We start from the raw sequence: 22,431 nt of genomic DNA on the forward strand, positions 1-22,431 counted from the left end.
CATTCGAAGCCATGCAAATTCATGCATCACCAAGGGACAACCGTCGCACTGAAACCGTTTACATTCAATCATAAGGCGAATTTTCCATCTTTTTTTGCATATCTAGGCTTCCACGACCCCGCAAACGCTGTCGAGCGTCAGATGCAAGCATGCAAAAAGCGATTGCCGTTTGCGTAAAACTTCCTATAAATCCGGCCTGCAGCCGAGGTGCACGCGTCCAATCGATCTCTCGATCCTGGTCGTCACCGCCCCAGGCAGCGTTCGGGATAGGGGTATCCCCTGCATACATCAGAAGTTGCGTATATCACCGGAGAAACTGGACGCGGTTCCGATCAAGAAGAACCCGGCATCCATTGCCCCATTTCCCGGTTGCCCATGCATGACGCGCGGGTGGCATAAAATTGCTGGGTGCCGGCGGCGGGTGAACCGCACCAAAACTGGGGAACAATTTGTTTAAAATAGCGAAAGCCAGCGGTGCGGCTCCGGTCATGCCGGGATCGCTGGATGCCGATGACGATTCTGAACTGCTCAGGCAGTTTTCAATATCCGAGACCTGGACCGGAGATTTTTCCAGCGGCGTCATCCGCCTCAAGGAATGGAGCGCGCTGCTGCACGGATTGCCGACACGGGAATGCGGCCTTCTGGGCCTGATGCGCTGCTATGATCCAAAGGATCATGATCGTATCCTGCAGTTGCTCGAAGAGGCCGCGACGCTGTCGTCGTCCTTTTGTTTTTCGACGACGATCGTCATGGCGAACGGCTACCGCCAGCCGTTGTTCTGCATGGGGGAATCGAATGGACATGAAAACGCGCAGAGTGGCGGCATGCTCGGTGTTTTCGTCTTTCCACGGTCCACGGTCGGTTCCACGACCCCGCTTCGCCGTCAATGACATGCTTTGAGGCCGGCGCTGGCCGGCCTCGACAACCTGACGTGCATCAAGCCGGGCGAGCCGGCACATTCAAGCCCTTCTGGCTGGCAGGGCGGGCTATGCAACGCTCCAGCCAATCCATTGCTGCCGGAAATTTCGCATAGTCGAGGACGTCCCTGCCGCCATAGAAGATGTCGGCGCCGCGCAGCCACGGGAAGGTCGCGATATCGGCAATCGTGTAGAGATCGCCCATGATCCACTTCCGGCCCTGCAGCCGTGCTTCCAGCACACCCAGCAAACGCTTCGATTCATCCCGGTAGCGTTCCATCGGGTAGGCGTTGTTGGCGACCTTTTCGGCGGCGAATTTGTAGAAATGCCCGAACTGCCCGAACATCGGCCCGATCCCGCCCATCTGGAAAAAGACCCACTGGATCGTTTCGTAGCGGCCAACGGCGTCCGCGGGTATCAGAGTGCCGGTCTTCTCGGCAAGATAGAGCAGGATGGCGCCGGACTCGAACAGGCCGATCGGCTTTCCGTCCGGACCCTCGGGATCGATGATCGCCGGTATGCGGCCATTCGGGTTGAGCGATACAAATTCCGGAGACTTCTGGTCATTGGTGCCGAACGAGATCAGATGCGGCTCATAGGGAAGCCCCAACTCCTCCAGGGCGATCGAAATCTTCACGCCGTTCGGCGTGGGTAGTGAATAGAGCTGGATGATCTCGGGGTTCGCTGCCGGCCAACGGGTCGTGATCGGGAATGCGGAAAGGTCTGCCATGGTTTTCTCCGTGTTTCGCGGTCGACCATAGAAGGGCGGCGCGGCGCGTGGCAAGTCCGCAAGCCCCTGCGCCGTCGTTCACTATTATCGAACGAACCGTCCGCATGCGTCCATCTTTCCACGACAGCGAAAAAAGGCGACAACGTGTCATCGGAGGTTGAGACAGTGCCGGGGGCACAGAAACCTCTCACACATTAAAACGGAGACAACGTCCATGTCGCATACCAACAGCAGCATCATTCTTGTCGCTCGCGTCCTTCTTGCTTTCATGTTCATCTACACCGGCTTCGGCAAGCTCAGCGATCCCGCTGGCACCGCTGGCATGATCACCGGAGCAGGTCTGCCTGCCGCTACCGCACTGGCCTATCTTGCCGGCCTGTTCGAACTGGTCGCTGGCGTCGCCGTTCTCGTTGGCTTCCAGACCAAGGTCGTCGGCTGGGCGCTGGCCCTGTTCTGCGTGTTCACCGGCCTGGTGTTCCACTCCGCCACCGTTGCCGTACCTGGCTGGCCCGATGCAGCGCTCGGCTGGATCAATGCCCTCAACGGCATCATGCTGATGAAGAACTTCACGCTGGCCGGCGCCTACATCCTGCTCGCCACCTTCGGCCCGGGCCTTTATTCCATCGACGCCCGTCGCGGCGCGGTTGCCTTGACCGCCTAACCGACAAAGCATCCTCCCAAGCATGCTCGACCCGCCGTCACCAGACGGCGGGTTTTTCGTGCGTTGGACGTTGGACATCGATCACAACGCGGAGCGTACCGCCTCGATCAGCCGCGCCACGGCGGGCTCATCGGCGTGGGTTTCCTTGCGTGCCCGCACGAGGCAGGCCTCCGACCGCAGGATGACGCCGTCGGAAAGGATCTTCAGGTGGTTCGCCCGCAGCGTCGAGCCGGTAGAGGTGATATCGACGATGATGTCGGCGGAGCCGGACGCCGGGGCGCCCTCGGTCGCGCCAAGGCTCTCGACGATGCGATAGAGCTGAATGCCGTGCTGGCTTGAAAAAAACCGCTGCGTCAAGCGCCAGTACTTCGTCGCAATCGCCAGGCGGCGACCGTGGCGGGCACGGAAATCGGCGGCAACGTCGCCGAGATCGGCCATGGTATCGACGTCGAGCCAGATTTCCGGAACGGCGACGACAACATCGGCATGGCCGAAGCCCAGGCGCGCGCAAACCTCGACGCGACGGTCGGATTCAGCCAACCCCTCCCGGATCAGATCCTCGCCGGTGACGCCGAAATCGACGGTCCCGTTGCCGAGTTCGCGAGAGATTTCGGATGCCGAGAGGAAAGCGACTTCGACATCCTCCCAACCCTCGACGCGGCCTCGGTAGGAGCGGTCGTTGCCGACCGCCTCGATCCTCAGGCCGGCGCGTTCGAAGATCGCCGAAGCATCCTCCTTCATCCGACCCTTCGATGGGAGCGCGATGGTGATCGTCATCAGGCTGCCCTCTCTGCTTCAATGCGGTCGAGCCAGAGCGAGAAGCCGACGGCGGGAATGCGATCCCTAGCGCCCAGGAAGGTCAGCAACCTGTCGAAGCGACCGCCACCCGCGAGCACGGCCTCGGAGCCTTCGACGCCGATCTCGAAGACCAGGCCGGTATAGTAATCCAGCGGGCGGCCGAATGCAGCGCGATAGCTGATCACGGAGAGATCGACGCCGGCATTGGCAAGCGCCGCCACGCGCCCATCAAATCGGGAGAGCGCATTGCCGAGCTTCAGTCCGGCAGCGTCCGCGAAGCCGGACAGGGCAGCGGAGGCATTGATCAGCGGCACGTCGAGCGACAGGAACGCCTCGAGCACGCCGAAAGCCGCATCGTCGAGACGGGTCTCGGAGAGGATCAGCTTTTCCCTGAGGCGTCGCGCGATCTCGAGCGGCGAGCGGCTGGCGTTGGACGAATATCCGGTCCGGTGCATCGTCGCATCGATATGCGCCACCAGCGCGGCCTCGTCGCCGGCGCCGACCAGACGGGCAATGTCATCGTCGAGACCGGTCACGAACTGCGGACTGACGAGGCTTGCCATGAGGGCTTCGAGCTGGACCATGTTGCCGAAGGCGTGGATCAGGCGTTTCTGCCAGCCGAGCGGCAGGCCGAGCGCCTGCACGACGGCTTCGAAGACCGCCTGATCGCCGATGGTGACGGACAACCGCCTACCGGGCAAAAGCCTGCCGAGAATGCCGGTCGCATCACTAACCGCGCGGGCATCGGCGCTGGAGATATTGATGTCGCCGAGATCCTCGATGCCGGCCTGATAGAATTCGTTGCCGCCTTCGCGGCGTTGGCGAAAGACTTCGCCGAGATAGGAATAGCGCTTCGGCGTGCCGGTGGCCGTCTCGATGTGACGAAGGCACACGGGGATCGTGAACTCCGGGCGCAGGCACAGGCTCTCGCCGGTCTCGCTTTCGGTCATGAAGATGCGGCGGCGGAGGTCTTCGCCGGCGATATCGAGAAACGGCTCCGCCGGCTGGATAACGGGTGTGTCTACCCGCTCGGTGCGTCGGGCGGTGAACTCGGCGAGGAGATCGGCGGAGAAATCCGGGAGGTTGATCAGGGGCATGTCAGCCCGCCCTCTTCCGATCTTCGGCCTGCGCCGCCAGGATTTCCCGTACCTTGGCGACCAGATCGGCCTCGGGAACGGTTTCCTGCGCGACGCGGGCTTCGCGCCAGCTGGCATTGTCCTCGATCTCGCCGGAGAGGCGCTTGCCCTCGATCAGGTCCTTGATCTGCACCACGCCCTCGGCGCGCTCGTCGCCGCCCTGGATGATGGCGACCGGGCAGCCGCGGCGGTCGCCGTATTTCAGCTGGTTGCCGAACTTCTTCCAGTTGCCCTGGTACATCTCGGCGCGGATGCCGGCCTTGCGCAGGTCCTGGGTGAGGCGCTGGTAGCGGCCCATGGCATCGACATCGCCATCCATGACGGTGACGAGAACGGGTTCGATGACCTCGCTCTGGCCGAGCTTGCCGAGGTTCTTCAGCGCCGTCATCAGACGCGAGACGCCGATCGAGAAGCCGGTGGCCGGCACCGGCTGGCCCATGAAGCGGGAGACGAGACCGTCATAACGCCCGCCGCCGCCGACCGAGCCGAAGACGACTTTTTCGCCCTTTTCGTTGGTGACGTCGAAGGTGAGCTCGGCTTCGTAGACGGGGCCGGTGTAGTATTCGAGGCCGCGGACAACCGAGGGGTCGATCTTGATGCGGTCGGACTGGTAGCCAGCGCCGGTGACGAGGCTGCCGATAAAGTTCAGTTCCTCGACGCCTTCGGCGCCCTTGGAGGTGCCGGCGACCAGCTCTGCCAGCTGGGCGGCGCTTTCCGCGTAATCCTTGATGCCGACGAAGAACAGAACCTTGTCGATCTGGCCCTGGTCGAGACCGGCACCTTTGGTGAAGTCGCCGCTCTCATCCTTGCGGCCGGGGCCGAGCAGGAGTGCGACGCCTTCGGGACCAAACTTGTCGAGCTTGTCGATAGCGCGCAGCACGTTGAGACGCTGACCGGCCTTGTCGTCACCGCCGAGACCGATCGCCTCGAGAACGCCGTCCAAGACCTTGCGGTTGTTGATGCGGATGACATAGTCGCCGCGCTTGATGCCGAGCGCTTCCAGCGTATCCGACATCATCATGCACATCTCGGCATCGGCCTGTACGCCCGGCGCGCCGACCGTATCGGCATCGAACTGCATGAACTGGCGGAAGCGGCCCGGGCCGGGCTTTTCGTTGCGGAAGACATAGCCGGCGCGATAGGTGCGGTAGGGCAGCTGGATATCGTTGAAGTTTTCGGCGACATGACGGGCGAGCGGCGCCGTCAGGTCGTAGCGCAGCGACATCCACTGTTCGTCGTCGTCCTGCAGCGAGAAGACGCCCTCGTTCGGCCGGTCGGCATCGGGCAGGAACTTGCCGAGCGCGTCGGTGTATTCGAACAGCGGCGTTTCGACCGGCTCGAAACCATAATGCTCATAGACTTCGCGGATCTTCGCGGTCATCTCGTTGACGGCGCGAATATCGGCTGCCGAACGATCGACGAAGCCGCGGGGGAGCCTCGCCTTGAGCTTTTGTGGTTTCTTCTGCTTGTCGTTCATTTCCAACGTCTTCCGCTCGGTGTGACAGTGGCGGTTTCCTAGCGGATTGGGCCGGATGCGGCAAGGGCGAAGGCCCTTGATCCCGGAGGCAGAATCGATTGAACGATGGATCCGGAACGAATGGCGGGAGCCACATCATGATTGCCGAGGCGCTACTCTACGCCGCGACCGTTCCGGTGACGCAGAAGGCGCACCGGAAATACATCCGCTATTCCGTCAATCTGTGGTCGCGTGCCGGCCGCTGCAGCCGGCAATGGGCGGAGCACGAGGAGAACAGCCGCAGGGCGATATTGAAGGCAATGGCGGGGCTGAAGCAAACGCGGACGGCGGTCGTTCTCGGCTCCGGGCTATTGCGCGATGTACCGATAAAGGAACTGGCGGCGGTCTTCGATACGGTGGTGCTCATTGATCTCGTGCATATCGCGACAGTGCGGCTGACGTTGAAACGGAAGCGCTACCGCAATGTCAGGCTGATCGAGCGGGATCTTTCGGGATATGAGGAGCTGGCCGCCGGCAAGCTGGCCGAGCCGCTCGGCTTTCTCCGCAACGTGCCGTATCTCGACTTCGTCGTCTCCGCCAATCTGCTCTCCCAGATCGGCCGCGGCGTGCAGAGGCGCCTTGAGGCGGAGCCGGACCGGATGCCTGCCGATACCGTCGAGCAGTTGATCGCGGCGCATCTGACGGGTCTGGCGGCAGCACCGTTCGCAACCTGCCTGCTGACGGATATTTCCTATGCGGTCATCGACCGGACCGGCAAGCGGCATGAGGAAACCAATCTTCTGCATGGCGTCTCGCCGCCATCGGCGGCGGCATGGTCATGGCCCGTCGTGCCTCTCGGCGAGGAAAGTCCCGACTATCAGATCGTTCACCGGGTGATTGCTACCTATTGAAATCTGCGGACGCTTGCCTGCCGTGCAGCAACGGCTTGGCATCGAGATCGGGTTTGCCTATCTTGGGCACATGCGCTTTCTCGCGATGATAACCACGATGCTTGCCTGGCTGGCCTATGGGACGATGTCCGCCTGGGCCGGCTGCCCCATGTGCGTGTCGACGGCGAATGCCGCGACGATTGACGTCAGCACGCATCAGCACGCGCCCGGCATGCATATGGATGAGCGCCACTCCGCGCCGGCAAAGAACCCTTGCTCATCCGGCGGCGTGGCGCACGTGGCTTTGTGCGTAGCATGCATTGCCATCCTGCCGGCAACCGCTGCCGGTGGTGAGGGAAAGCAGGTTTTCTCCTACCCTGCACCGGCTGCATCCGCAGCATTGCCGGATGCCCGGCCGGCACCGGTGGCGCCGCCTCCCCGGCTCCTCTGACCTTTCAGTTGCCAATCAATCGCGGCTGCCACCGCACTTCGAATTCCATTGCAGACAGAGGAAGGAAATCCATGTCTCTGAAAACCATAGCCGTTGCGGCAAGCCTTGCGCTTTTCGCTATCCCCGCCTTAGCCGAAAACATGCCGATGGACATGAGCAAGCCGATGGGTGACCACGGCGCATCCAGCCACGCCTTCGCGGAGGCAAACGCGACGATGCACAAGGATATGTCGATAGAGTACAGCGGCGACACCGACGCCGACTTCGTGCGCGGGATGATCCCGCATCACCAGGGCGCGATCGCCATGGCCAAGATCGAGCTTCAATACGGCAAGGATCCCGAAATCCGCAAGCTTGCCGAAGCGGTTATCAAGGCCCAGGAGGCTGAAATCGCGGAGATGCAGGCCTGGCTGAAGGCGCACGGCAAGTAGCGATAGGAGGCCGCCGAAGCCCTGGCTCCGGCGGCCCTTATCTCAGCTCTTGGGGTCGAATGGAGCAGGACGACGGCCGCTCCCCTGGCGAGCCAGCATCCAGCCGGGATACTCCGGCGCCAACTCACTGACGTCATCCAGTTTCCTCAAGTCCTCGGCGTCGAGTGTGAGGTCCACCGCAGCAAGATTCTGATCGAGCTGCTCGACGCGCTTGGCACCGATGATCACGGTGGTTACGAACGGTTTAGCCAGAATATACGAAAGGGCCACCGTCGCGACGCTTGCGCCATGTTTTTCGGCGATCTCGCGCATCACCGCGACGCACGCCCAGGCCTTGTCCTTGTCGACCGGCGGGAAGTCGAACGTCGCGCGACGGCCTTCGCCGTTGCCCGGCGCGCCCGGCCCATACTTGCCCGAAAGAAGACCGCCGGCCAGCGGCGACCAGACCATGAGACCGAGCTTCTCCTCGTTCATCAACGGCACGATGTCGCGTTCGAGGTCCCTACCCGCGATGGAGTAGTAGGCCTGGATTGTTTCGAAGCGGGCAAAGCCACGGCGTTCCGAGATACCGAGCGCCTTGGCGATCCGCCAGGCCTGCCAGTTCGAAACGCCGACGTAGCGAACGAGACCGCGCGACACGAGATCGTCGAGCGCACGCAGGGTCTCATCGATCGGTGTGACGGTATCCGTCGCATGAATCTGATAGAGGTCGATGTGATCGGTCTGCAGGCGTTCGAGGCTTGCCTCGACAGAATCCATGATGTGGCCGCGCGATGCCCCACGATCATTCGGCTTGTCGCCCATCACGCCATAGACCTTGGTGGCGATCACCACGTCCTTGCGGGGAACATCAAGGTTCTTCAGCGCCTGCCCGAGCAACTTTTCAGACTGGCCGAAAGAATAGACGTCTGCGGTATCGATGAAGTTCACGCCGGCTGCAAGCGAGCGCTCGACGATCTGGTCCGCGGCCTTCTGATCGACATCGGCTATGGCGCCCCACATGCCGCCTTCATCGGCAGCGCCGAAGGTCATGGTGCCCAGGCAGATTTCAGAGACGAACAAGCCGGTATTTCCAAGCTGGTTGTAGCGCATGATCGGACATTTCCTTGTGGTGGCCGCAAGCGGCTGCCCGCGGATTGATGAAGCCTATTTCCGATTGCTGACCTGCATTTCACAGGCAGAGCCTCGAGCGGCGGCTCAAGAGACAGCTTTAGAATAAGGCGGAGGGATGCGCTTTCAACGCCACTATGAGCCAGTGCGACAGATCACCGCTCATCCGGCTTCGACCCGCCCTGTCGATCGGTTGTAAATTTTCTCTTCATGATTGTATTTGCAACAATTTATATCGAATATTCACTAAATTCTAAGGGGTTCACACTCATACTCGCCTGAATTTCGGGGACAGGCTGATGAGCATTATTCGTGAAATAGCAACCCGATTGCTGCACAGCGAACGCGGCAACGTTGCCATGGTGTTCGCGCTCCTGCTCGTTCCGCTTGTGGTAGCGGGCGGTGCCGGGGTCGATCTCGCTCGATACGAGGCGGTGCGCGTGGAAATGCAGGACGGGCTGGACCGCGGTGTCCTCGCGGCCGCCTCGCTAACCCAGAAGCAGAAAACAGCCGATGTTCTGCAGAGCTACATGAACAACCTGGACTATGCCAAGGACATCACCATCCGCTTCAACGAAGCGACTGCGCTGAACTCGCGCAAGATAACAGCGCAGGCATCCTACACGATAGGTACGGCCTTCCTGCATCTGGCGGGTGTCAAGACGCTCAACATCACGACGGTATCGAGCGCGGAGGAAGCCAAGCAGAATATCGAGCTGTCGCTGATGCTCGACATGTCGGGATCGATGGTTGGCAGCAAGATCAAGAACCTGAAGGCCGCCTCGCAGCAATTCATCGACCAGATATTGACAGCGGAGACCAAGGAATACACCACGGTCAGCGTCGTACCCTATGCAGGTCACGTCAACGTTGGCGCCGCGGTCTTCGATCAGCTCGGCGGAAAGCGCCTCGCGCAGCAGATACCGAAGAAGGACCCGAACTATAAGGGTTCGTGTTTCGAACTCGACGCGAGCGGCTACGGCAGCGACAGCATTCCGACGTTCAAGGATCGCGGCCAATTGCCGACCTTTACCAACTGGAATTTCGAGACCACCGACAAGGAGAAGAAATGGTGGTGGTGTCCCGGCGAGGAAGATTCGATTACCTATTTTTCCAATGACGCAACCTACCTGAAGAGCCGCCTCAGCACGCTTGCCCTTTACGACGGCACCGGCACGCAGAACGCGATGCAATGGGGCTACATGTTGCTCAACCCCGGATCAAGATCGATCGTCCAGGCGGCAATCGCGACCGGTCGGATGTCGTCCGCATTCGCCAACAGGCCGGCAGCTTTCAACGCGTCAGACACGATGAAAGTGCTCGTCCTGATGACCGACGGCGTCATCACCGCGCAATATCGACCCAAGGACTACAATCGGTCTCCCGATCTGAAACCCGACAACAACACCATGTCGGGCGATACGGCTGCCATGCTCAGCAAGGTGTGCAGTACCGCCAAGGCCAAGGGGATCACGGTCTTCACGATCGGCTTCGAACTGGGCAGCGACACCGCGGCGATCAACGGCATGAAGAACTGCGCGACCAGTGCCGCGCATTTCTACCAGGCCTCGGGCACCGGCATTGGCGATGCCTTCAAGTCGATCTCGACATCCATCCGGAAACTGAGGTTGACCCAATGAGTCAGTCACCCCCGACATCCCGTCTTGGCAGGATTACGCGAAACACGAGTGGCGCCGCCGCGATCGAGTTTGCGATCCTCGCGCCGATCGTCTTTGCGCTGATATTCTCGATATTCGACGCAGGCTGGATCATGTCGCAGGCCATCATGCTCGACAGGGCGGTCAGTCGCAGTTCGCGATCGATGCAGATCAATGGTGCAAAGCTGACCTATGCCGACTTCAAGGCGGCTGTCTGCAACGAGGCGATGATTCTAAGCGATTGCGTCAAATCAATCCGGATCGAATTCACGCCGATTGCCAACGCCGCAGACTTCCCCACGAACGCCACGCCCTGCGTCGACAGGTCGATCGCAATCGATCCCGTCACCAGCTACACCGCCGGCAAGCCGTCGCAGATCATCTTCACGAGGGCCTGCTACGTGGTGAATCCGATGATCCCGGGGATCGGGTTTGGCCTCAGCCTTCCCAAGGACAGCACGGGAGGCGTTCGCCTGACCTCCAGCTTCGCCTTCGTGAACGAGCCGACCTGATGTCCTGGCGCATGTTTTCAAGATTTGCCCGCGAGCGCTCCGGCGCGTCTGCCGTCGAATTCGCGCTGATCGCGCCGGTGACGGTCTTTTTCTTTCTCGCAAGCGTGACGGCCTTCGACATGTACCGGACCTACCAAGGCATCGTCCAGGCAAATGGCATCGTCGCGGATGTCATCTCCCGCCAGACGTCGGTCGACACCGCGTTCCTGACCAATGTCTACGGGGTGTTCACGCACCTGCAGCAAAGCAGCACCGCGCCAAGCGCGCTCAGGATCTCCAGCGTCAAGAAAACCGGCGGCGCCTACAAGCTGGACTGGAAGAAGGAGATCGGCAAGACCTCGCTGTTGAAACCGCAACTCCTGAACGCGACAACTCTTCCCCAGGTAACCGACGGCGACTCGGTCATCTATGTCGAAGGTGCGACCACCTATACGGCGCTGACGTCCATCCTCGGTTTCGGAACGCTGACGTTTTCCGAGACCGCCTTTGTCAGGCCCCGCTTTATCGGGGCGATCGTATATCAGTAGGCCGCACTCTTGTTTCGGCGCTTTCAGTGCATAAATTGTTTCGTTAGACTTTGCAGGCTGGGCCAATGAACAACGGCGCGCTGACTACCATCGGTTTCGATGCCGACGACACGCTCTGGCAGAACGAGCAATATTATCGGCTGACCGAAGAGCACTTTACGGAATTGCTGGCGGATTTTGCCGAGGGTCCGAAGATTTCGGAACGCCTGCTCGAGGCCGAGAAACGCAACCTTCGGCACTATGGCTTCGGCATCAAGGGCTTCACGCTGTCGATGATCGAAACCGCGATCGAAGTCACCGAAGGCAAGGTCCCGGCCGCGGTGATCGCCAACATTCTGGACACAGGGCGCGATCTGCTTTCGCATCCGGTCGAGACATTGCCGCATGTGCACGAAACACTTCAGTCGCTTGCCGAACACTACCTGCTGGTGATGATCACCAAGGGCGACCTCTTCGACCAGGAGCGGAAGCTGGCCCAATCGGGTCTCGGCGATTTTTTTCACGCGGTGGAAATCGTCTCCGACAAGACCGCGGTCACCTATCGACGCATCTTTTCCAAGATCGGAGGGGGTCCCGAACGGGCGATGATGGTCGGCAACTCGTTGAAATCGGATATCGTTCCGGCGATTGCGGCGGGCAGCTACGGTGTCTTCGTGCCGCACCAGCTAACGTGGGTCGTGGAGCATGTCGAGGAGCCGACGGACGCGCCGCGTTTTCGCAAGATCGAGCACCTCGGGGAACTGCGCGGACTTATCGAAGGTCTCGGCTGACAGCCGAGGTTCATCATGGCGGGAAGAGCGGCGATGGCGCCAAACCTTCGGCGGGAGCAGGTGCGCCGGGTGGCGGCGCTACCTGGGGCTCGACCAGAATGCTATATGGCGCCCCGAGGCCGCGGCGCGGCGAAACCTTGGAATAATATGGCCTGAACAGCCAAGTCGTGTTTTGCTTCACCGTTACGCTGTAGGTGAGGCCATCCTCATCCGTCCCGAAGATCGCCTCGTCGTCCGGTGCCGCAAGGTCGAAGATCGACAGGAAAGCGAATTTGCTCTTGGTGGAAAAGCTGATCTTCACATGCTGGCCTGCCTTCACCGGAAGTGTGTAGACCTCGCTGTTGCCAAACTTCGTCCAGCCCTTCAGTTCCATCGTTGCAGCCGGAAACTGCAGCTTCTCCAGGCGTTCACCGGGCTGGAGATCCGGCGTCTGGGCGAATGCAGCCGAAGCAATCAGCCCACAGGCCGCAGCGATCGCCATCACTCTGCTCATGGACGTACCAATGCATCGCGCATCGCCTCTACCTCGGCGCGGCAGAAGCAGCCTTCGAAATGATCGTTGACGAGACCCATTGCCTGCATGAAGGCATAAACTGTGGTCGGTCCGACAAAGGTCCAGCCGCGTTTCTTGAGATTCTTGGAAATCAACACGGATGTCGGCGTCGTAGGATTGGCCATGATCGCCGCCCGGTCGACGACCTTCGGTCGTTCGTTGTGGCCCGGCTCGAATCCCCAGAAGTAGCGGGCGAGCGAACCGAACTCCTGGCGCAGCTCCATTGCGCGCTTGGCATTGTTGATCGTGGAAACGATCTTGCCGCGGTGGCGGACAATGCCGGTATCGGCCAGGCATCGCGCGATATCGCCATCATCGAAAAGCGCCACTTTTTCGAAGTCAAAGCCAGAGAAGGCCAGGCGGAAGTTTTCCCGCTTGCGCAGGATCGTCAACCACGACAATCCCGACTGGAACCCTTCCAGGCATATCTTCTCGAACAGCCGGATGTCAGTGGTGACAGGACGCCCCCACTCCTCGTCATGATAGCGCAGGTAGTCCGGCAGATTGCCGTGCCAGTGACAGCGGTGCTTGCCGTCTTCGCCGATGATGATGCCCGTTTCGCTCATGAGTCCGCTTCGTTTTCCAGCTGCGAATCCGGCTTTACCACTTGGAAACCCTCTTTCCAAACCGAACGATAACCCTGACGAAAAGTTTATCCGCCGCGTCGGCCTGTCATCGACAGGAATTTACGATTCGCTGGCGCGGAGGATGGCAGCATGGATGGCGGGTGGCGAATGCCGCCAGCGCATTTTCGGCCATTTGTAGAGAGTCCCGTCCGATGATGAAATCCCTTCTGCTCGCCGCGGCCCTGCTCGGCGTCTTCTCCACGGCCGCCCTCGGCGGCGACCGTTATGCGACACGCCCGCCGGTGGTGCTCAGCCCTGATCTCGCTGCGCCGTGGATCATGCAGCTCGGCGGCGGCAAGGTTCGTCCAGTTGTGTACCAGCGGCCGGTCGTCTTCCAGCAGCGCGGCCTTTTTGCTCCACGTGCCACACAGCAGGTTCCCCCCGCACTCACGCGGCCCGTCTCCGCGATCAATCCCGGTGTTCCGGTCGTTCGCCAGCGGATCGAACCGCAATTCCTGCCGCAGATCGTGGCCTACGAGACGCAGGAAAACCCCGGCACCATCGTCATCGATACGAACAACCGCTTTCTCTATCTGGTGATGGACGGCGGCAAGGCGCGACGCTACGGCGTCGGCGTCGGCAAGCCCGGTTTCGAATGGGCCGGAGCCCACAAGATTACCCGCAAGTCAGAATGGCCGGACTGGACCCCGCCTTCGGAGATGGTCAGCCGCGAGGCGGCCAAGGGCCACTACCTGCCGGCCCGCATGGACGGCGGACCGGAAAATCCGTTGGGTGCGCGCGCCATGTATCTCGGCTCTACGCTCTACCGCATTCATGGCACCAACGCACCCTGGACGATTGGCAACGCTGTCTCGTCGGGTTGCATCCGGCTGCGTAACGAAGATGTCGTTGATCTCTATGAGCGCGTAAAGGTCGGAACCCGCGTCATCGTGATGTAACGCGATCGCAATACCTGAAGTGCGGCAAGGATTGACCCTTGCCAATGCGGAAATTGCCACATTCGGCATGGAAAAGCTTGAATCGGATCGAAGTTCGTCTAGCGTCGATCCGGTTTTGCTTTGAGGGAATCAAACATGATGAAATTTGCGACGGCTCTTGCTGCCGCCGGCCTTGTGGTCTCTTTCCTGTCGACATCGGTTTCGGCCCAGCCGGCGAACCCAGCGCAGCAAGGCGCTCCAGTGGTTCGGGTCGCCCAGATGCCGAAGACGGTCAAGCCGCAGTTCAAGCGTCAACGGGTGCGACTGGTAACGAACGAAGCGCCGGGAACGATCATTATCGATACCAACAACAAGTTCCTGTACCTCGTCGAGGGCAAGAACCGCGCGACGCGATACGGCATCGGCGTCGGTCGTGAAGGCTTCGGCTGGTCGGGAGTCGTCAAGATCGGCCGCAAGGCGGAGTGGCCGAGCTGGACGCCGCCGGCGGAGATGCGCGTCAGGGAAGCGGCCAAGGGCCGTATCATCCCGGCGTTCCAGGAGGGTGGCGAAGACAACCCGCTCGGCGCCCGCGCCATGTATCTCTACAAGGGCGGCCGCGACACGATTTTCCGAATCCACGGCACCAACCAGCCGTGGACGATCGGCCTCAACATGACTTCCGGCTGCATCCGCATGATGAACAAGGACGTGACGGATCTCTATGATCGCGCGCCCGTCGGCACCAAAGTGATCGTCATCGGCCCCGGCAGCAAGCAGGGCGAGATCAGCTTCGAAGACCGCGGCATCGACGTTCTCAGGACGCTGTTCGGCGGCTAAAGCCACGGCATACGAAAAGGCGGCTGGCTTTCCGGCCGCCTACTTCGTTCCGCAGCTTACCTTGCCGCCTGCGGCGAGCGGCTTGGCGCCGCCTTCGACCAGCAGTTCGTAGGTGCCAGAGAACGCGACTGCGGACTTGCTCGGTTGGTCCGCTGCGACAATCAGATTTACGGTCTGGCCGCCGGCCTCCTCGCCGCCGTTGTAAAAGACCTCCAGACGCAATTCGCCCCCATGCGACCAATGGTGCGACAGGTTAGCGGAAGCGAGGACGATCTTCCCGAAATCCGTTGCAGCAGCTTCGTTTTTCATGAGCAGCGCGCCGCGAAAATGATTGAGCTTGTGCCCTTCCCCAGGTTCGAAGCCGCTTTCAAGCGTGAAGCGAACATGCTTGTCGTCTGCCGAGCAAAAGAACAAACTATTTTCGGCATGGGCAAGCTGGGTCGCGCTGCAGAAAACGGTGAGCGCGAGGACTGTACGACGCATTTCTGAACTCCAGAGACCGCCGGTCGATCCGGCGGCGCTACGCTAGTGGCAAATCCCTTAATTTTTCCGGTACATCGCCACCATAGGCCCAATCCAGAAGCTGCACGGTGTGAATGATCGGCATGGCCGTGCCGGTCGCAATCTGCGTCATGCAACCGATATTTCCGGTGGCGATGACGTCAGCCTTCGTTGCCTCGATATTCTTGACCTTGCGTGTCTTGAGTGTTTCGGAAATGTCCGGCTGCATGATGTTGTAGGTGCCGGCCGAGCCGCAGCAGAGATGCCCCTCGACAGGATCGCGGACGGTGAAACCCGCTGCCTTCAACAGCAACTTCGGAGCTGTGGTGATTTTCTGGCCATGCTGCATGGAGCAGGCCGAATGATAGGCGACCGCAATCCCCCTGGGCATTTGCGCCGGCAGATCGAGCGTCGTCAGATATTCGGTGATATCCTTGGCTATGGCTGAAACACGCTCGGCTTTTTCGGCATAGGCCGGGTCAAGCCGTAGCATGTGGCCATAGTCCTTGATCGTCGTGCCGCACCCCGAGGCCGTGATGACGATGGCATCGAGGCCGCCGGTTTCGATTTCCCGTGTCCAGACGTCGACGTTGGCGCGAGCGCTTGCGAGTGCCTGCTCTTCGCGCCCCATGTGATGCACCAACGCGCCGCAACAGACCTCCCCGCGCGGCACCACGACTTCCACGCCGAGACGCGTCAGCAGCCGGATCGTCGCTTCGTTGATGGCCGGATCGAGCACCGGTTGCGCGCAACCGGTCAGGATCGCCACCCGCCCTCGCTTCTCCGCCGTCGGCAGATGGCTAGCAGCCGCGGAAAAGGACGAGGCGGCCGGTACCCTGCGCGGCGCGAGTGCCAGCATGGCGGCGAACGGCTTGAGCTCCGGCCTGCGCCGCAACAGAGCTGCCAGCGGCCGGCCGATGCGCGCAAGCCTTAGAGTCAGTCGGAAGCGGCCAGGATATGGAAGGACGGCCGCCAGAATTCCGCGCGTCAGCCGGTCCATGAAAGGACGTTTGTAGGTCTTTTCGATATGTGCCCGGGCATGATCGACCAGGTGCATATAATCGACGCCGGAGGGGCAGGTTGTCGTACAGGCAAGGCAGGAGAGACAGCGATCGATGTGGGTAACGACTTCCGTGTCCGCGGCGCGGCCGTTCTCCAGCATGTCCTTGATCAGATAGATGCGGCCGCGTGGACTGTCGAGTTCGTTGCCGAGTGTCACATAGGTTGGACAGGTCGCCGTACAGAAGCCGCAATGCACGCATTTTCGCAGGATCTGCTCGGATTCGGCAACATGCGGATCGGCGAGCTGAGCGAGGGTAAAGTTGGTCTGCATTATCTTGTATGTCCTGCCATCTTCCCCGGATTGAAGACGCCGGCTGGATCGAATTTTTCCTTCAGCCTTGCGGAGAGCAAGGCCACTGCGTCGGGCTGCCGTTGAAAGGCCGAGGTTGCCGCCCGCATCTCCTCGGGTGCCCGGATCAGCGTTGCGTGACCGCCGCCGAGCGCCTTGATGAAGCGGCGCAGCAGATCGGCGTCGGCGTCGGCCTCCATGCGCATCCAGATCAAACCGCCCTGCCAATCGTAAAAAGCATCGACGCCGGTTTCGAGACGCAGCGCGGCGACAAGCTGGTGGCCAACGCTGGGGGCGACGGAAACCCGCCAGACCGGCCGCGGCGTTCCGTCGGCATAGGGCGACACGTCGCGGACATCTCGCCAAAGGCGGGCGCTATCTTCCCGGTTCAACTTTACGACGGGTCCGAACGCTTGCATCGCTGCGGCGAGCTTCAGCATTCTCGCGTCGACGGAGCTGGGCAGCCCCTCGATACGCAGGCAGGTCGCCTCGCCCTGAGGCAGGGTGCAGTCGAGGAATTTCCAGGTGACGCTTGTCGGCAAGTGTGCGGCGGCCGAGACCTCGACCGGAAGCGCCATGGCGACGGCCATCGCATTGGCGGCCTCGGCGTCGTTAAGGCCGGAAACAACGATTGTCTGCTCGACCCTCGGGCGTGGCGGCACGCGAAATGTCACCTCGGTGATGAAACCCAGCGTGCCGTATGATCCGGCCAGCAGCTTGACGAGATCGAGCCCGGTGACGTTCTTCATCACTCGGCCACCTGCCTTGATGACCTCGCCCCGACCATTGACGAAACGTACACCCAGGAGGCTGTCACGTGCCGCCCCGGCAATCAGGCGGCGTGGACCCGAAACGTTTGCCGCGAAGACACCGCCGATCGTCGGTTCGCCCGACGTGCCCATGATCGGCCGGTGATCCATCGGCTCGAAGGCCATCATCTGGCCGTTCTCGGCCAGCGCCGCTTCGATCTCCGAAAGGGGCGTACCTGCCCGGGCCGTCAGAACCATCTCGCCCGGATTGTAAGCAACGATGCCGGTGAGGTTGGTGGAGCGCAGGCGGCCTGCGGCCGGCACGGCATCGCCAAAGCCCGACCGCGTATTGCCACCGCAAATGACAAGCGCCTTGCCCGCCGCCGCATGGTCACGGACGATCGTCGCGGCATCTTCCTCCGCTGTTGGAAATAGGTCAATCATGCGGCGGGGCGCCCCTCGAGCGGGAAAACCTTGGACGGATTGAGGAGCCAGCCCGGATCGAAGGCGGCACGCGCGGCCATCTGCTGCGCGAGGTCCGCCTCGGAATACTGATGGCGCATCAGGTCGCGTTTCTCGATGCCGACGCCGTGCTCGCCGGTCAGGCAGCCACCGGCATCGACGCAGAGCCTGAGGATATCCATGCCAGCGGCTTCCGCGCGGGCGGCATCGTCGGGATCATTGGCGTTGAAGAGGATCAACGGGTGCATGTTGCCGTCCCCGGCATGAAAGACATTGGCGACACGAAGACCATAGTGATCGACAATCTCGGCAGTCCTCTTCAGCACGTGAGAGAGCTGGCTCAACGGCACCGTGCCGTCCATGCAGATGTAGTCGGCGATGCGACCAGTCGCGCCGAAGGCGGACTTGCGGCCTTTCCAGATCAAGGCGGCCTCCGTGGCGGACTGGCACTCGCGCACGGTCTTTACCGCATGCTTGCGGGCGATCTCGACGATGCTCTTCAGCATGTCGTCCATTTCCGCGTCCGAGCCCTCGACCTCGACAATCAGGAGCGCCCCGACATCCAGCGGATAACCGGCCTTCGCAAAGGCCTCGCAGATCTCGATCGCCGGCTTGTCCATGAATTCGATCGCCACGGGGATGATGCCGGCAGCAATGATATCGGCAACACACAAACCGGCCTCTTCGGATGTCTCGAAGCCGAAGAGAACGGGACGGGCGCCCTCCGGCTTGGCGATGAGGCGCACCGTTGCCTCCGTCACTATGCCGAGCTGGCCTTCGTGACCGCAAACGAGACCGAGAAGATCGTAGCCGCCGGCATCGAGCGCCTTGCCGCCGAGATCGATCACCGTGCCGTCGGTCAGCACCATCTTCACGCCGAGGAGGTTGTTCGTCGTCACCCCGTACTTCAGACAGTGCGCGCCGCCGGAATTCATGCCGATGTTGCCGCCGATCGTGCACGCGAGCTGCGAACTCGGATCCGGCGCATAGAAGAAACCGTCCGCGGAGACGGATTCAGAAATATTGAGATTGGTGACGCCGGCTTCGACCACGGCGACGCGGTTCGGCAGATCGATTTCAAGGATGCGGTTCATTTTCGAGACGCAGACGACGACGGCGTCCTCCTGCGGGATCGCACCGCCCGACAGCGATGTTCCGGCACCGCGCGGCACGACCGGCACGCCATATCTATGACAGTATTTCATCACCGCAGCCACCTCGGCAGTCGTGCGTGGCAGGGCCACGGCCAGCGGTACGCGGCGATAGGAGACAAAGGCATCGGTCTCGAACGGCACCAGTTCGCGTGCTTCGTGGACTAGACATTCCCGTGGCAGCAGATCGGCAAGGTCCGTGACGATTTGCGTGCGGCGTGTCAGCACATCGGCGCGCGGGGCGAGAAACGAGATGGTGTCGGACATGGTTTTCTCCCTTCGCTGACGGCAGCGAAACCGGAAGCATCGTCCACGCTGCCGGTCGATCCGGCTTAGCACTTTCCCCATTGCGGCGCAAATGCTAAGCACTTATTCCAAAAGGGGAAACTATCAGACCTTCATGACCAATCTCGGCGATCTCGAAATCTTTGCCAAGGTCGTTTCGACCGGTAGCATGTCTCTCGCCGGCCGGGCACTGGGCTTTTCACCAGCTGTCGTTTCGAAGCGAATCAAACGGTTGGAAGACAGGGTCGGCACCCGCCTTCTGCAGCGCACGACCCGGCAAATCTCACTGACGGAGGCGGGCCAGGGCTTCTACGATCGCGTGCTCGGCATTCTGGCGGGATTGGAGGAGGCCGAGTTCTACATTTCGGGACGCTCTGCCCAGATGCAGGGGATGTTGAAGGTCACGGCACCGACCTCGTTCGGTCGCGCGCATGTGGCCCCCCACCTCAAGGCTTTCATGGACGTGCATCCGCATCTCGCCATCAACCTGGTGCTCAGCGACGAATTCACCGATATCGTTGGCGAGGGTTTCGATCTCGCCATCCGCATCGCCGAACTGACAGACTCGAGCCTCGTCGCAAGGCGGCTTGCGCCGGTTCGCCGCCTGCTCTGCGCATCACCGAACTATCTCGCGCTCAACGGGACGCCGCGCACCATCGACGACCTGAAGCGCCACCGCTGTCTCCCCGCGCACAACAACGACGCATGGCGGCTTGAAGGACCTGACGGACCCCTCACGATGCGGCCCGAAGGCATGCTCGTTACGAACTCCAGCGAGGTGGTTCGCGAGGCTGTGGTTGCGGGCCTTGGTATCGCGCTGCGGTCCACCTGGGACATTGGCAACGAACTGAAGAACGGCCGTCTGGTACAGGTGCTTCCGGCATATGAAGGGTCGCGCAACGTGACGCTTTCGGCCGTCTATCCGAGCCGCCAGTTCCTGCCGGCGAAGGTGCGGCTGTTCATCGACTTTCTGGCAGACGTCTACGGGCCGGTTCCGTACTGGGAGCGTTGACGGTTCAACGCGCCAACCTTTCGATCACCAGATCGAGCAATGCCCGCAGACGCGCCAGCCGCTTCATGTCCCGGTGGTAGCCGACCCAGGTGTCGCGTCCCGGCGGAGTTTCGCCGAGATCGACGCGCTCGAGCGCCGCGGTCGCATCGCCCAGAGGGCGGGGCAGCACCGCCAATCCGGCCCCGTTGGCGCAGAGCGTTGCCTGAACGTCGCGGTTGTTGCTGCGCATGACAATGTCCGCCTTCGGCAGAATACGCTTCAGCCACGCGACATCGGGCATCCCGCCGAACGCCTCGTCCATCGTCACCAGCCGCGCACCGGTGCCATCCCCTGCCTTTGGCTGCGGCTCGCCGCGCCTGATGTAGAGCCCGTAGTCGACATGCAGGAGCTTGCGCGAAATTACTTCGGGTTCAGAGAACGGCGCGATGCGGAAAACGATATCGGCCTCTCGTCGCGCAAGGCTGAGCAGCCGGCTGTCGGTCAGGAGCTCGACAACGACGTTGGGATAGGCTTGCGAGAATTCCGCAAGCACAGGCGACAGAACATGCGCACCGAACCAGTCCGACGAAGACAGACGCAGAAAACCGCTCACCTGCCTGCTTTGACCGGCAAGCTCCCGCTCCAGCCCAAGCGCTTCCTCCTCCATGCGCTCGGCACGCGCGAGGACGGTCGTTCCCTCGTCGGTCAGCACGAAGCCATCGGCGGTTCTTTGAAAAAGCGGCTGACCGAGGGACCCTTCCAGCGCCCGCAACCGTCTGCCCATGGTCGGCTGTGTCGAACCGAGGCTGCGGGCTGCCGCACCCAATGTGCCGCCGCGCGCTATCGCTAGAAAAACCTTCAGGTCGCTCCAATCCACGGCACATCCCAAACATAAATGCATGAAAGCAAGTCAGTATCTTTGATTTCCATTCTCAATACAACAGATCATGGTCTGGTCATCGAAACGAAAGGCGAGTTCCATGTCCCCCAGCTCAACAATGCAGGCGCTCCTTGTCGATGCGCCCGCAGGCGATTTTCGTACTGCCCAGATCGCGAAACCCTCTGCAAACGAAGGCGAGGTGCTCGTCCGGATCAAGGCAAGCGGCGTCAACCCGCTCGACACCAAGATCCGTGCCGGCAACGCGGCCCATGCGCGCCACCCCCTCCCCGCCGTCCTCGGCATCGACATGGCCGGTGTGATCGAAGAGGTCGGCGCCGGTGTCAGCGGTTTTCGTCGCGGCGACGAGGTCTACGGGATGACCGGCGGCGTCGGCGGCATCCAGGGATCGCTGGCACAATTCGCGGCCGTCGATGCACGCCTCCTCGCTCCCAAGCCCGGCAATCTCTCGATGCGTGAAGCCGCTGCCCTGCCGTTGATCGCGATTACGGCGTGGGAAGGCCTGGTCGACCGCGCCAAGGTTCGGGCCGGGCAGAAGGTTCTGGTTCTTGGCGGCGCCGGCGGAGTCGGCCATGTCGCGGTGCAGATCGCCAAGAGCGTAGGTGCCGATGTCTACGCCGTGGATGGCGCGCAGAAAGCGAGTTACATCAGCAGCCTCGGCGCCATTCCGATCGACCGCGCGTCGACGACAGCAGAAGAGTATGTGACCGAGTATACAGGCGGAAAAGGTTTCGATGTCGTCTACGATACGGTCGGCGGCGCCGGGCTCGATACGGCCTTCAAGGCCGTCAGCCGCTTCGGCCATGTGGTGAGCGCGCTTGGATGGGGCACGCACGCCCTGGCCCCGCTATCCTTCAAGGCCGCGACCTACTCCGGCGTTTTCACGTTGCTGCCACTCCTGACCGGCGAAGGGCGCACCCACCACGGCGAGATCATGCGTGAGGTGACCAGGCTTGTCGAAGCGGGGGCGCTTGCGCCGAAACTCGATCCGCGACGTTTCGATTTCGGCAACGTCGCGGAGGCACATGCCCTGATCGAAACCAGGCAGGCATCGGGCAAACTGGTTGTCGAGATCGCCTGACCGGACTGGCACGGCCGCAAG

Annotated in this window: 25 protein-coding genes; 13 read left to right on the forward strand and 12 right to left on the reverse strand. The window is 61.6% G+C overall.

Annotated elements, in window-relative coordinates:
* Window positions 1–449: 449 nt before the first annotated feature.
* The gene (locus ASC90_RS20420) at window positions 450–890 is read left to right on the forward strand and encodes a hypothetical protein (protein ID WP_056544379.1); all 441 of its coding nucleotides are present in this window, start codon (window positions 450–452) and stop codon (window positions 888–890) included.
* A 46-nt stretch (window positions 891–936) separates the two neighbouring features.
* Here the strand turns inward: ASC90_RS20420 and ASC90_RS20425 are convergent, their stop codons facing one another.
* A complete protein-coding gene (locus ASC90_RS20425; RefSeq protein WP_056544382.1) occupies window positions 937–1,647 on the reverse strand; it encodes a glutathione binding-like protein in 711 nt (236 codons plus the stop codon).
* A gap of 214 nt (window positions 1,648–1,861) precedes the next feature.
* Here ASC90_RS20425 and ASC90_RS20430 point away from each other — a divergent pair, with 214 nt between their 5' ends.
* A complete protein-coding gene (locus tag ASC90_RS20430; protein WP_056544385.1) occupies window positions 1,862–2,308 on the forward strand; it encodes a DoxX family protein in 447 nt (148 codons plus the stop codon).
* Window positions 2,309–2,389: 81 nt separating this feature from the next.
* On the opposite strand, the gene hisG is transcribed toward ASC90_RS20430, so the two are convergent.
* From hisG to hisS, 3 genes are read right to left on the reverse strand one after another with little or no spacing between them, the layout of a single operon-like run.
* Complete coding sequence (hisG, locus tag ASC90_RS20435) at window positions 2,390–3,085, reverse strand: ATP phosphoribosyltransferase (RefSeq protein ID WP_056544387.1); 696 nt, start codon at window positions 3,083–3,085, stop codon at window positions 2,390–2,392.
* Entirely contained in the window at window positions 3,085–4,203 is a 1,119-nt protein-coding gene (locus ASC90_RS20440) for an ATP phosphoribosyltransferase regulatory subunit (protein ID WP_056544391.1), read from the reverse strand. Before ASC90_RS20440 ends, hisG begins: the two co-directional genes overlap by 1 nt.
* A 1-nt stretch (window position 4,204) precedes the next feature.
* Window positions 4,205–5,719, reverse strand: coding sequence for a histidine--tRNA ligase (gene hisS, locus ASC90_RS20445; protein ID WP_056544394.1), 1,515 nt, complete (start codon window positions 5,717–5,719; stop codon window positions 4,205–4,207).
* Window positions 5,720–5,856: 137 nt separating this feature from the next.
* On the opposite strand from hisS, the gene ASC90_RS20450 reads away from it, so the two are divergent.
* From ASC90_RS20450 to ASC90_RS20460, 3 genes are all read left to right on the forward strand, one after another.
* Entirely contained in the window at window positions 5,857–6,609 is a 753-nt protein-coding gene (locus tag ASC90_RS20450) for a hypothetical protein (protein ID WP_056544397.1), read from the forward strand.
* A 22-nt stretch (window positions 6,610–6,631) separates the two neighbouring features.
* Window positions 6,632–7,039, forward strand: a complete 408-nt coding sequence (locus tag ASC90_RS20455; protein ID WP_348270875.1) for a hypothetical protein — start codon at window positions 6,632–6,634, stop codon at window positions 7,037–7,039.
* A 71-nt stretch (window positions 7,040–7,110) separates the two neighbouring features.
* Window positions 7,111–7,470, forward strand: a complete 360-nt coding sequence (locus tag ASC90_RS20460; protein ID WP_056544400.1) for a DUF305 domain-containing protein — start codon at window positions 7,111–7,113, stop codon at window positions 7,468–7,470.
* A 42-nt stretch (window positions 7,471–7,512) separates the two neighbouring features.
* Here the strand turns inward: ASC90_RS20460 and ASC90_RS20465 are convergent, their stop codons facing one another.
* Window positions 7,513–8,562: an aldo/keto reductase gene (locus ASC90_RS20465; RefSeq protein WP_056544402.1), complete on the reverse strand. Its 1,050-nt coding sequence runs from the start codon at window positions 8,560–8,562 to the stop codon at window positions 7,513–7,515.
* Window positions 8,563–8,879: 317 nt separating this feature from the next.
* Between ASC90_RS20465 and ASC90_RS20470 the strand changes: the two genes are divergently transcribed.
* The 4 genes from ASC90_RS20470 (at window position 8,880) to ASC90_RS20485 (ending at window position 12,047) form a co-directional block, all read left to right on the forward strand.
* Complete coding sequence (locus tag ASC90_RS20470) at window positions 8,880–10,220, forward strand: pilus assembly protein (RefSeq protein ID WP_082520000.1); 1,341 nt, start codon at window positions 8,880–8,882, stop codon at window positions 10,218–10,220.
* Entirely contained in the window at window positions 10,217–10,750 is a 534-nt protein-coding gene (locus ASC90_RS29165; protein WP_056544409.1) for a TadE/TadG family type IV pilus assembly protein, read from the forward strand. The genes ASC90_RS20470 and ASC90_RS29165 overlap by 4 nt, the downstream gene beginning before the upstream one ends.
* Window positions 10,750–11,277, forward strand: a complete 528-nt coding sequence (locus tag ASC90_RS20480) for a TadE/TadG family type IV pilus assembly protein (protein ID WP_056544411.1) — start codon at window positions 10,750–10,752, stop codon at window positions 11,275–11,277. Before ASC90_RS29165 ends, ASC90_RS20480 begins: the two co-directional genes overlap by 1 nt.
* A 65-nt stretch (window positions 11,278–11,342) precedes the next feature.
* Window positions 11,343–12,047 (forward strand): HAD family hydrolase, encoded by a 705-nt coding sequence (locus ASC90_RS20485; protein ID WP_056544414.1) that lies wholly within the window; start codon window positions 11,343–11,345, stop codon window positions 12,045–12,047.
* Between the two features lie 13 nt (window positions 12,048–12,060).
* On the opposite strand, the gene ASC90_RS20490 is transcribed toward ASC90_RS20485, so the two are convergent.
* Entirely contained in the window at window positions 12,061–12,540 is a 480-nt protein-coding gene (locus ASC90_RS20490) for a hypothetical protein (RefSeq protein ID WP_056544417.1), read from the reverse strand.
* Window positions 12,537–13,166 carry a DNA-3-methyladenine glycosylase I gene (locus tag ASC90_RS20495; protein WP_056544420.1) on the reverse strand — a complete coding sequence of 210 codons (630 nt, stop codon included), beginning with the start codon at window positions 13,164–13,166 and terminating at the stop codon, window positions 12,537–12,539. The genes ASC90_RS20490 and ASC90_RS20495 overlap by 4 nt, the downstream gene beginning before the upstream one ends.
* A 212-nt stretch (window positions 13,167–13,378) precedes the next feature.
* Between ASC90_RS20495 and ASC90_RS20500 the strand changes: the two genes are divergently transcribed.
* On the forward strand, window positions 13,379–14,125 hold the full coding sequence (locus ASC90_RS20500) for a L,D-transpeptidase (RefSeq protein WP_056544422.1): 747 nt from the start codon (window positions 13,379–13,381) through the stop codon (window positions 14,123–14,125).
* A gap of 135 nt (window positions 14,126–14,260) precedes the next feature.
* Window positions 14,261–14,941 carry a L,D-transpeptidase gene (locus ASC90_RS20505; RefSeq protein ID WP_056544425.1) on the forward strand — a complete coding sequence of 227 codons (681 nt, stop codon included), beginning with the start codon at window positions 14,261–14,263 and terminating at the stop codon, window positions 14,939–14,941.
* Window positions 14,942–14,980: 39 nt separating this feature from the next.
* On the opposite strand, the gene ASC90_RS20510 is transcribed toward ASC90_RS20505, so the two are convergent.
* The 4 genes from ASC90_RS20510 to ASC90_RS20525 are packed head-to-tail and all read right to left on the reverse strand — an operon-like array spanning window position 14,981 to window position 19,422.
* Window positions 14,981–15,424 carry a hypothetical protein gene (locus ASC90_RS20510; RefSeq protein WP_056544428.1) on the reverse strand — a complete coding sequence of 148 codons (444 nt, stop codon included), beginning with the start codon at window positions 15,422–15,424 and terminating at the stop codon, window positions 14,981–14,983.
* A gap of 37 nt (window positions 15,425–15,461) precedes the next feature.
* The gene (gene glcF, locus ASC90_RS20515) at window positions 15,462–16,775 is read right to left on the reverse strand and encodes a glycolate oxidase subunit GlcF (RefSeq protein ID WP_056544431.1); all 1,314 of its coding nucleotides are present in this window, start codon (window positions 16,773–16,775) and stop codon (window positions 15,462–15,464) included.
* Window positions 16,775–17,986, reverse strand: a complete 1,212-nt coding sequence (gene glcE, locus ASC90_RS20520; RefSeq protein WP_056544434.1) for a glycolate oxidase subunit GlcE — start codon at window positions 17,984–17,986, stop codon at window positions 16,775–16,777. Before glcE ends, glcF begins: the two co-directional genes overlap by 1 nt.
* A complete protein-coding gene (locus tag ASC90_RS20525) occupies window positions 17,983–19,422 on the reverse strand; it encodes an FAD-linked oxidase C-terminal domain-containing protein (RefSeq protein WP_056544438.1) in 1,440 nt (479 codons plus the stop codon). Before ASC90_RS20525 ends, glcE begins: the two co-directional genes overlap by 4 nt.
* Before the next feature lie 133 nt (window positions 19,423–19,555).
* Between ASC90_RS20525 and ASC90_RS20530 the strand changes: the two genes are divergently transcribed.
* Complete coding sequence (locus tag ASC90_RS20530) at window positions 19,556–20,452, forward strand: LysR family transcriptional regulator (protein WP_056544440.1); 897 nt, start codon at window positions 19,556–19,558, stop codon at window positions 20,450–20,452.
* Window positions 20,453–20,456: 4 nt separating this feature from the next.
* Here ASC90_RS20530 and ASC90_RS20535 read toward each other — a convergent pair whose 3' ends face one another.
* Window positions 20,457–21,308 (reverse strand): LysR family transcriptional regulator, encoded by an 852-nt coding sequence (locus ASC90_RS20535; RefSeq protein ID WP_056544958.1) that lies wholly within the window; start codon window positions 21,306–21,308, stop codon window positions 20,457–20,459.
* A gap of 103 nt (window positions 21,309–21,411) precedes the next feature.
* Here ASC90_RS20535 and ASC90_RS20540 point away from each other — a divergent pair, with 103 nt between their 5' ends.
* Window positions 21,412–22,410, forward strand: a complete 999-nt coding sequence (locus ASC90_RS20540) for a zinc-dependent alcohol dehydrogenase family protein (RefSeq protein WP_056544443.1) — start codon at window positions 21,412–21,414, stop codon at window positions 22,408–22,410.
* The last annotated feature ends 21 nt before the right edge of the window (window positions 22,411–22,431 follow it).

Source organism: Rhizobium sp. Root1220 (genome assembly GCF_001426265.1).
Classification (GTDB): domain Bacteria; phylum Pseudomonadota; class Alphaproteobacteria; order Rhizobiales; family Rhizobiaceae; genus Rhizobium.

Excerpts from the sequence above, each read along its gene's own strand:
- ASC90_RS20510 (WP_056544428.1), bottom strand. The coding sequence starts at position 15,424 with ATGCGTCGTACAGTCCTCGCGCTCACCGTTTTCTGCAGCGCGACCCAG.
- ASC90_RS20440 (WP_056544391.1), bottom strand. The coding sequence starts at position 4,203 with ATGCCCCTGATCAACCTCCCGGATTTCTCCGCCGATCTCCTCGCCGAG.
- hisS (WP_056544394.1), bottom strand. The coding sequence starts at position 5,719 with ATGAACGACAAGCAGAAGAAACCACAAAAGCTCAAGGCGAGGCTCCCC.
- ASC90_RS20465 (WP_056544402.1), bottom strand. The coding sequence starts at position 8,562 with ATGCGCTACAACCAGCTTGGAAATACCGGCTTGTTCGTCTCTGAAATC.
- ASC90_RS20470 (WP_082520000.1), top strand. The coding sequence starts at position 8,880 with ATGAGCATTATTCGTGAAATAGCAACCCGATTGCTGCACAGCGAACGC.
- ASC90_RS20505 (WP_056544425.1), top strand. The coding sequence starts at position 14,261 with ATGATGAAATTTGCGACGGCTCTTGCTGCCGCCGGCCTTGTGGTCTCT.
- ASC90_RS20450 (WP_056544397.1), top strand. The coding sequence starts at position 5,857 with ATGATTGCCGAGGCGCTACTCTACGCCGCGACCGTTCCGGTGACGCAG.
- ASC90_RS20490 (WP_056544417.1), bottom strand. The coding sequence starts at position 12,540 with ATGAGCAGAGTGATGGCGATCGCTGCGGCCTGTGGGCTGATTGCTTCG.
- ASC90_RS20480 (WP_056544411.1), top strand. The coding sequence starts at position 10,750 with ATGTCCTGGCGCATGTTTTCAAGATTTGCCCGCGAGCGCTCCGGCGCG.
- ASC90_RS20425 (WP_056544382.1), bottom strand. The coding sequence starts at position 1,647 with ATGGCAGACCTTTCCGCATTCCCGATCACGACCCGTTGGCCGGCAGCG.
- ASC90_RS20485 (WP_056544414.1), top strand. The coding sequence starts at position 11,343 with ATGAACAACGGCGCGCTGACTACCATCGGTTTCGATGCCGACGACACG.
- ASC90_RS20500 (WP_056544422.1), top strand. The coding sequence starts at position 13,379 with ATGATGAAATCCCTTCTGCTCGCCGCGGCCCTGCTCGGCGTCTTCTCC.
- ASC90_RS20495 (WP_056544420.1), bottom strand. The coding sequence starts at position 13,166 with ATGAGCGAAACGGGCATCATCATCGGCGAAGACGGCAAGCACCGCTGT.
- glcE (WP_056544434.1), bottom strand. The coding sequence starts at position 17,986 with ATGATTGACCTATTTCCAACAGCGGAGGAAGATGCCGCGACGATCGTC.
- glcF (WP_056544431.1), bottom strand. The coding sequence starts at position 16,775 with ATGCAGACCAACTTTACCCTCGCTCAGCTCGCCGATCCGCATGTTGCC.
- ASC90_RS29165 (WP_056544409.1), top strand. The coding sequence starts at position 10,217 with ATGAGTCAGTCACCCCCGACATCCCGTCTTGGCAGGATTACGCGAAAC.
- ASC90_RS20530 (WP_056544440.1), top strand. The coding sequence starts at position 19,556 with ATGACCAATCTCGGCGATCTCGAAATCTTTGCCAAGGTCGTTTCGACC.
- ASC90_RS20540 (WP_056544443.1), top strand. The coding sequence starts at position 21,412 with ATGTCCCCCAGCTCAACAATGCAGGCGCTCCTTGTCGATGCGCCCGCA.
- ASC90_RS20525 (WP_056544438.1), bottom strand. The coding sequence starts at position 19,422 with ATGTCCGACACCATCTCGTTTCTCGCCCCGCGCGCCGATGTGCTGACA.
- ASC90_RS20460 (WP_056544400.1), top strand. The coding sequence starts at position 7,111 with ATGTCTCTGAAAACCATAGCCGTTGCGGCAAGCCTTGCGCTTTTCGCT.
- ASC90_RS20430 (WP_056544385.1), top strand. The coding sequence starts at position 1,862 with ATGTCGCATACCAACAGCAGCATCATTCTTGTCGCTCGCGTCCTTCTT.
- hisG (WP_056544387.1), bottom strand. The coding sequence starts at position 3,085 with ATGACGATCACCATCGCGCTCCCATCGAAGGGTCGGATGAAGGAGGAT.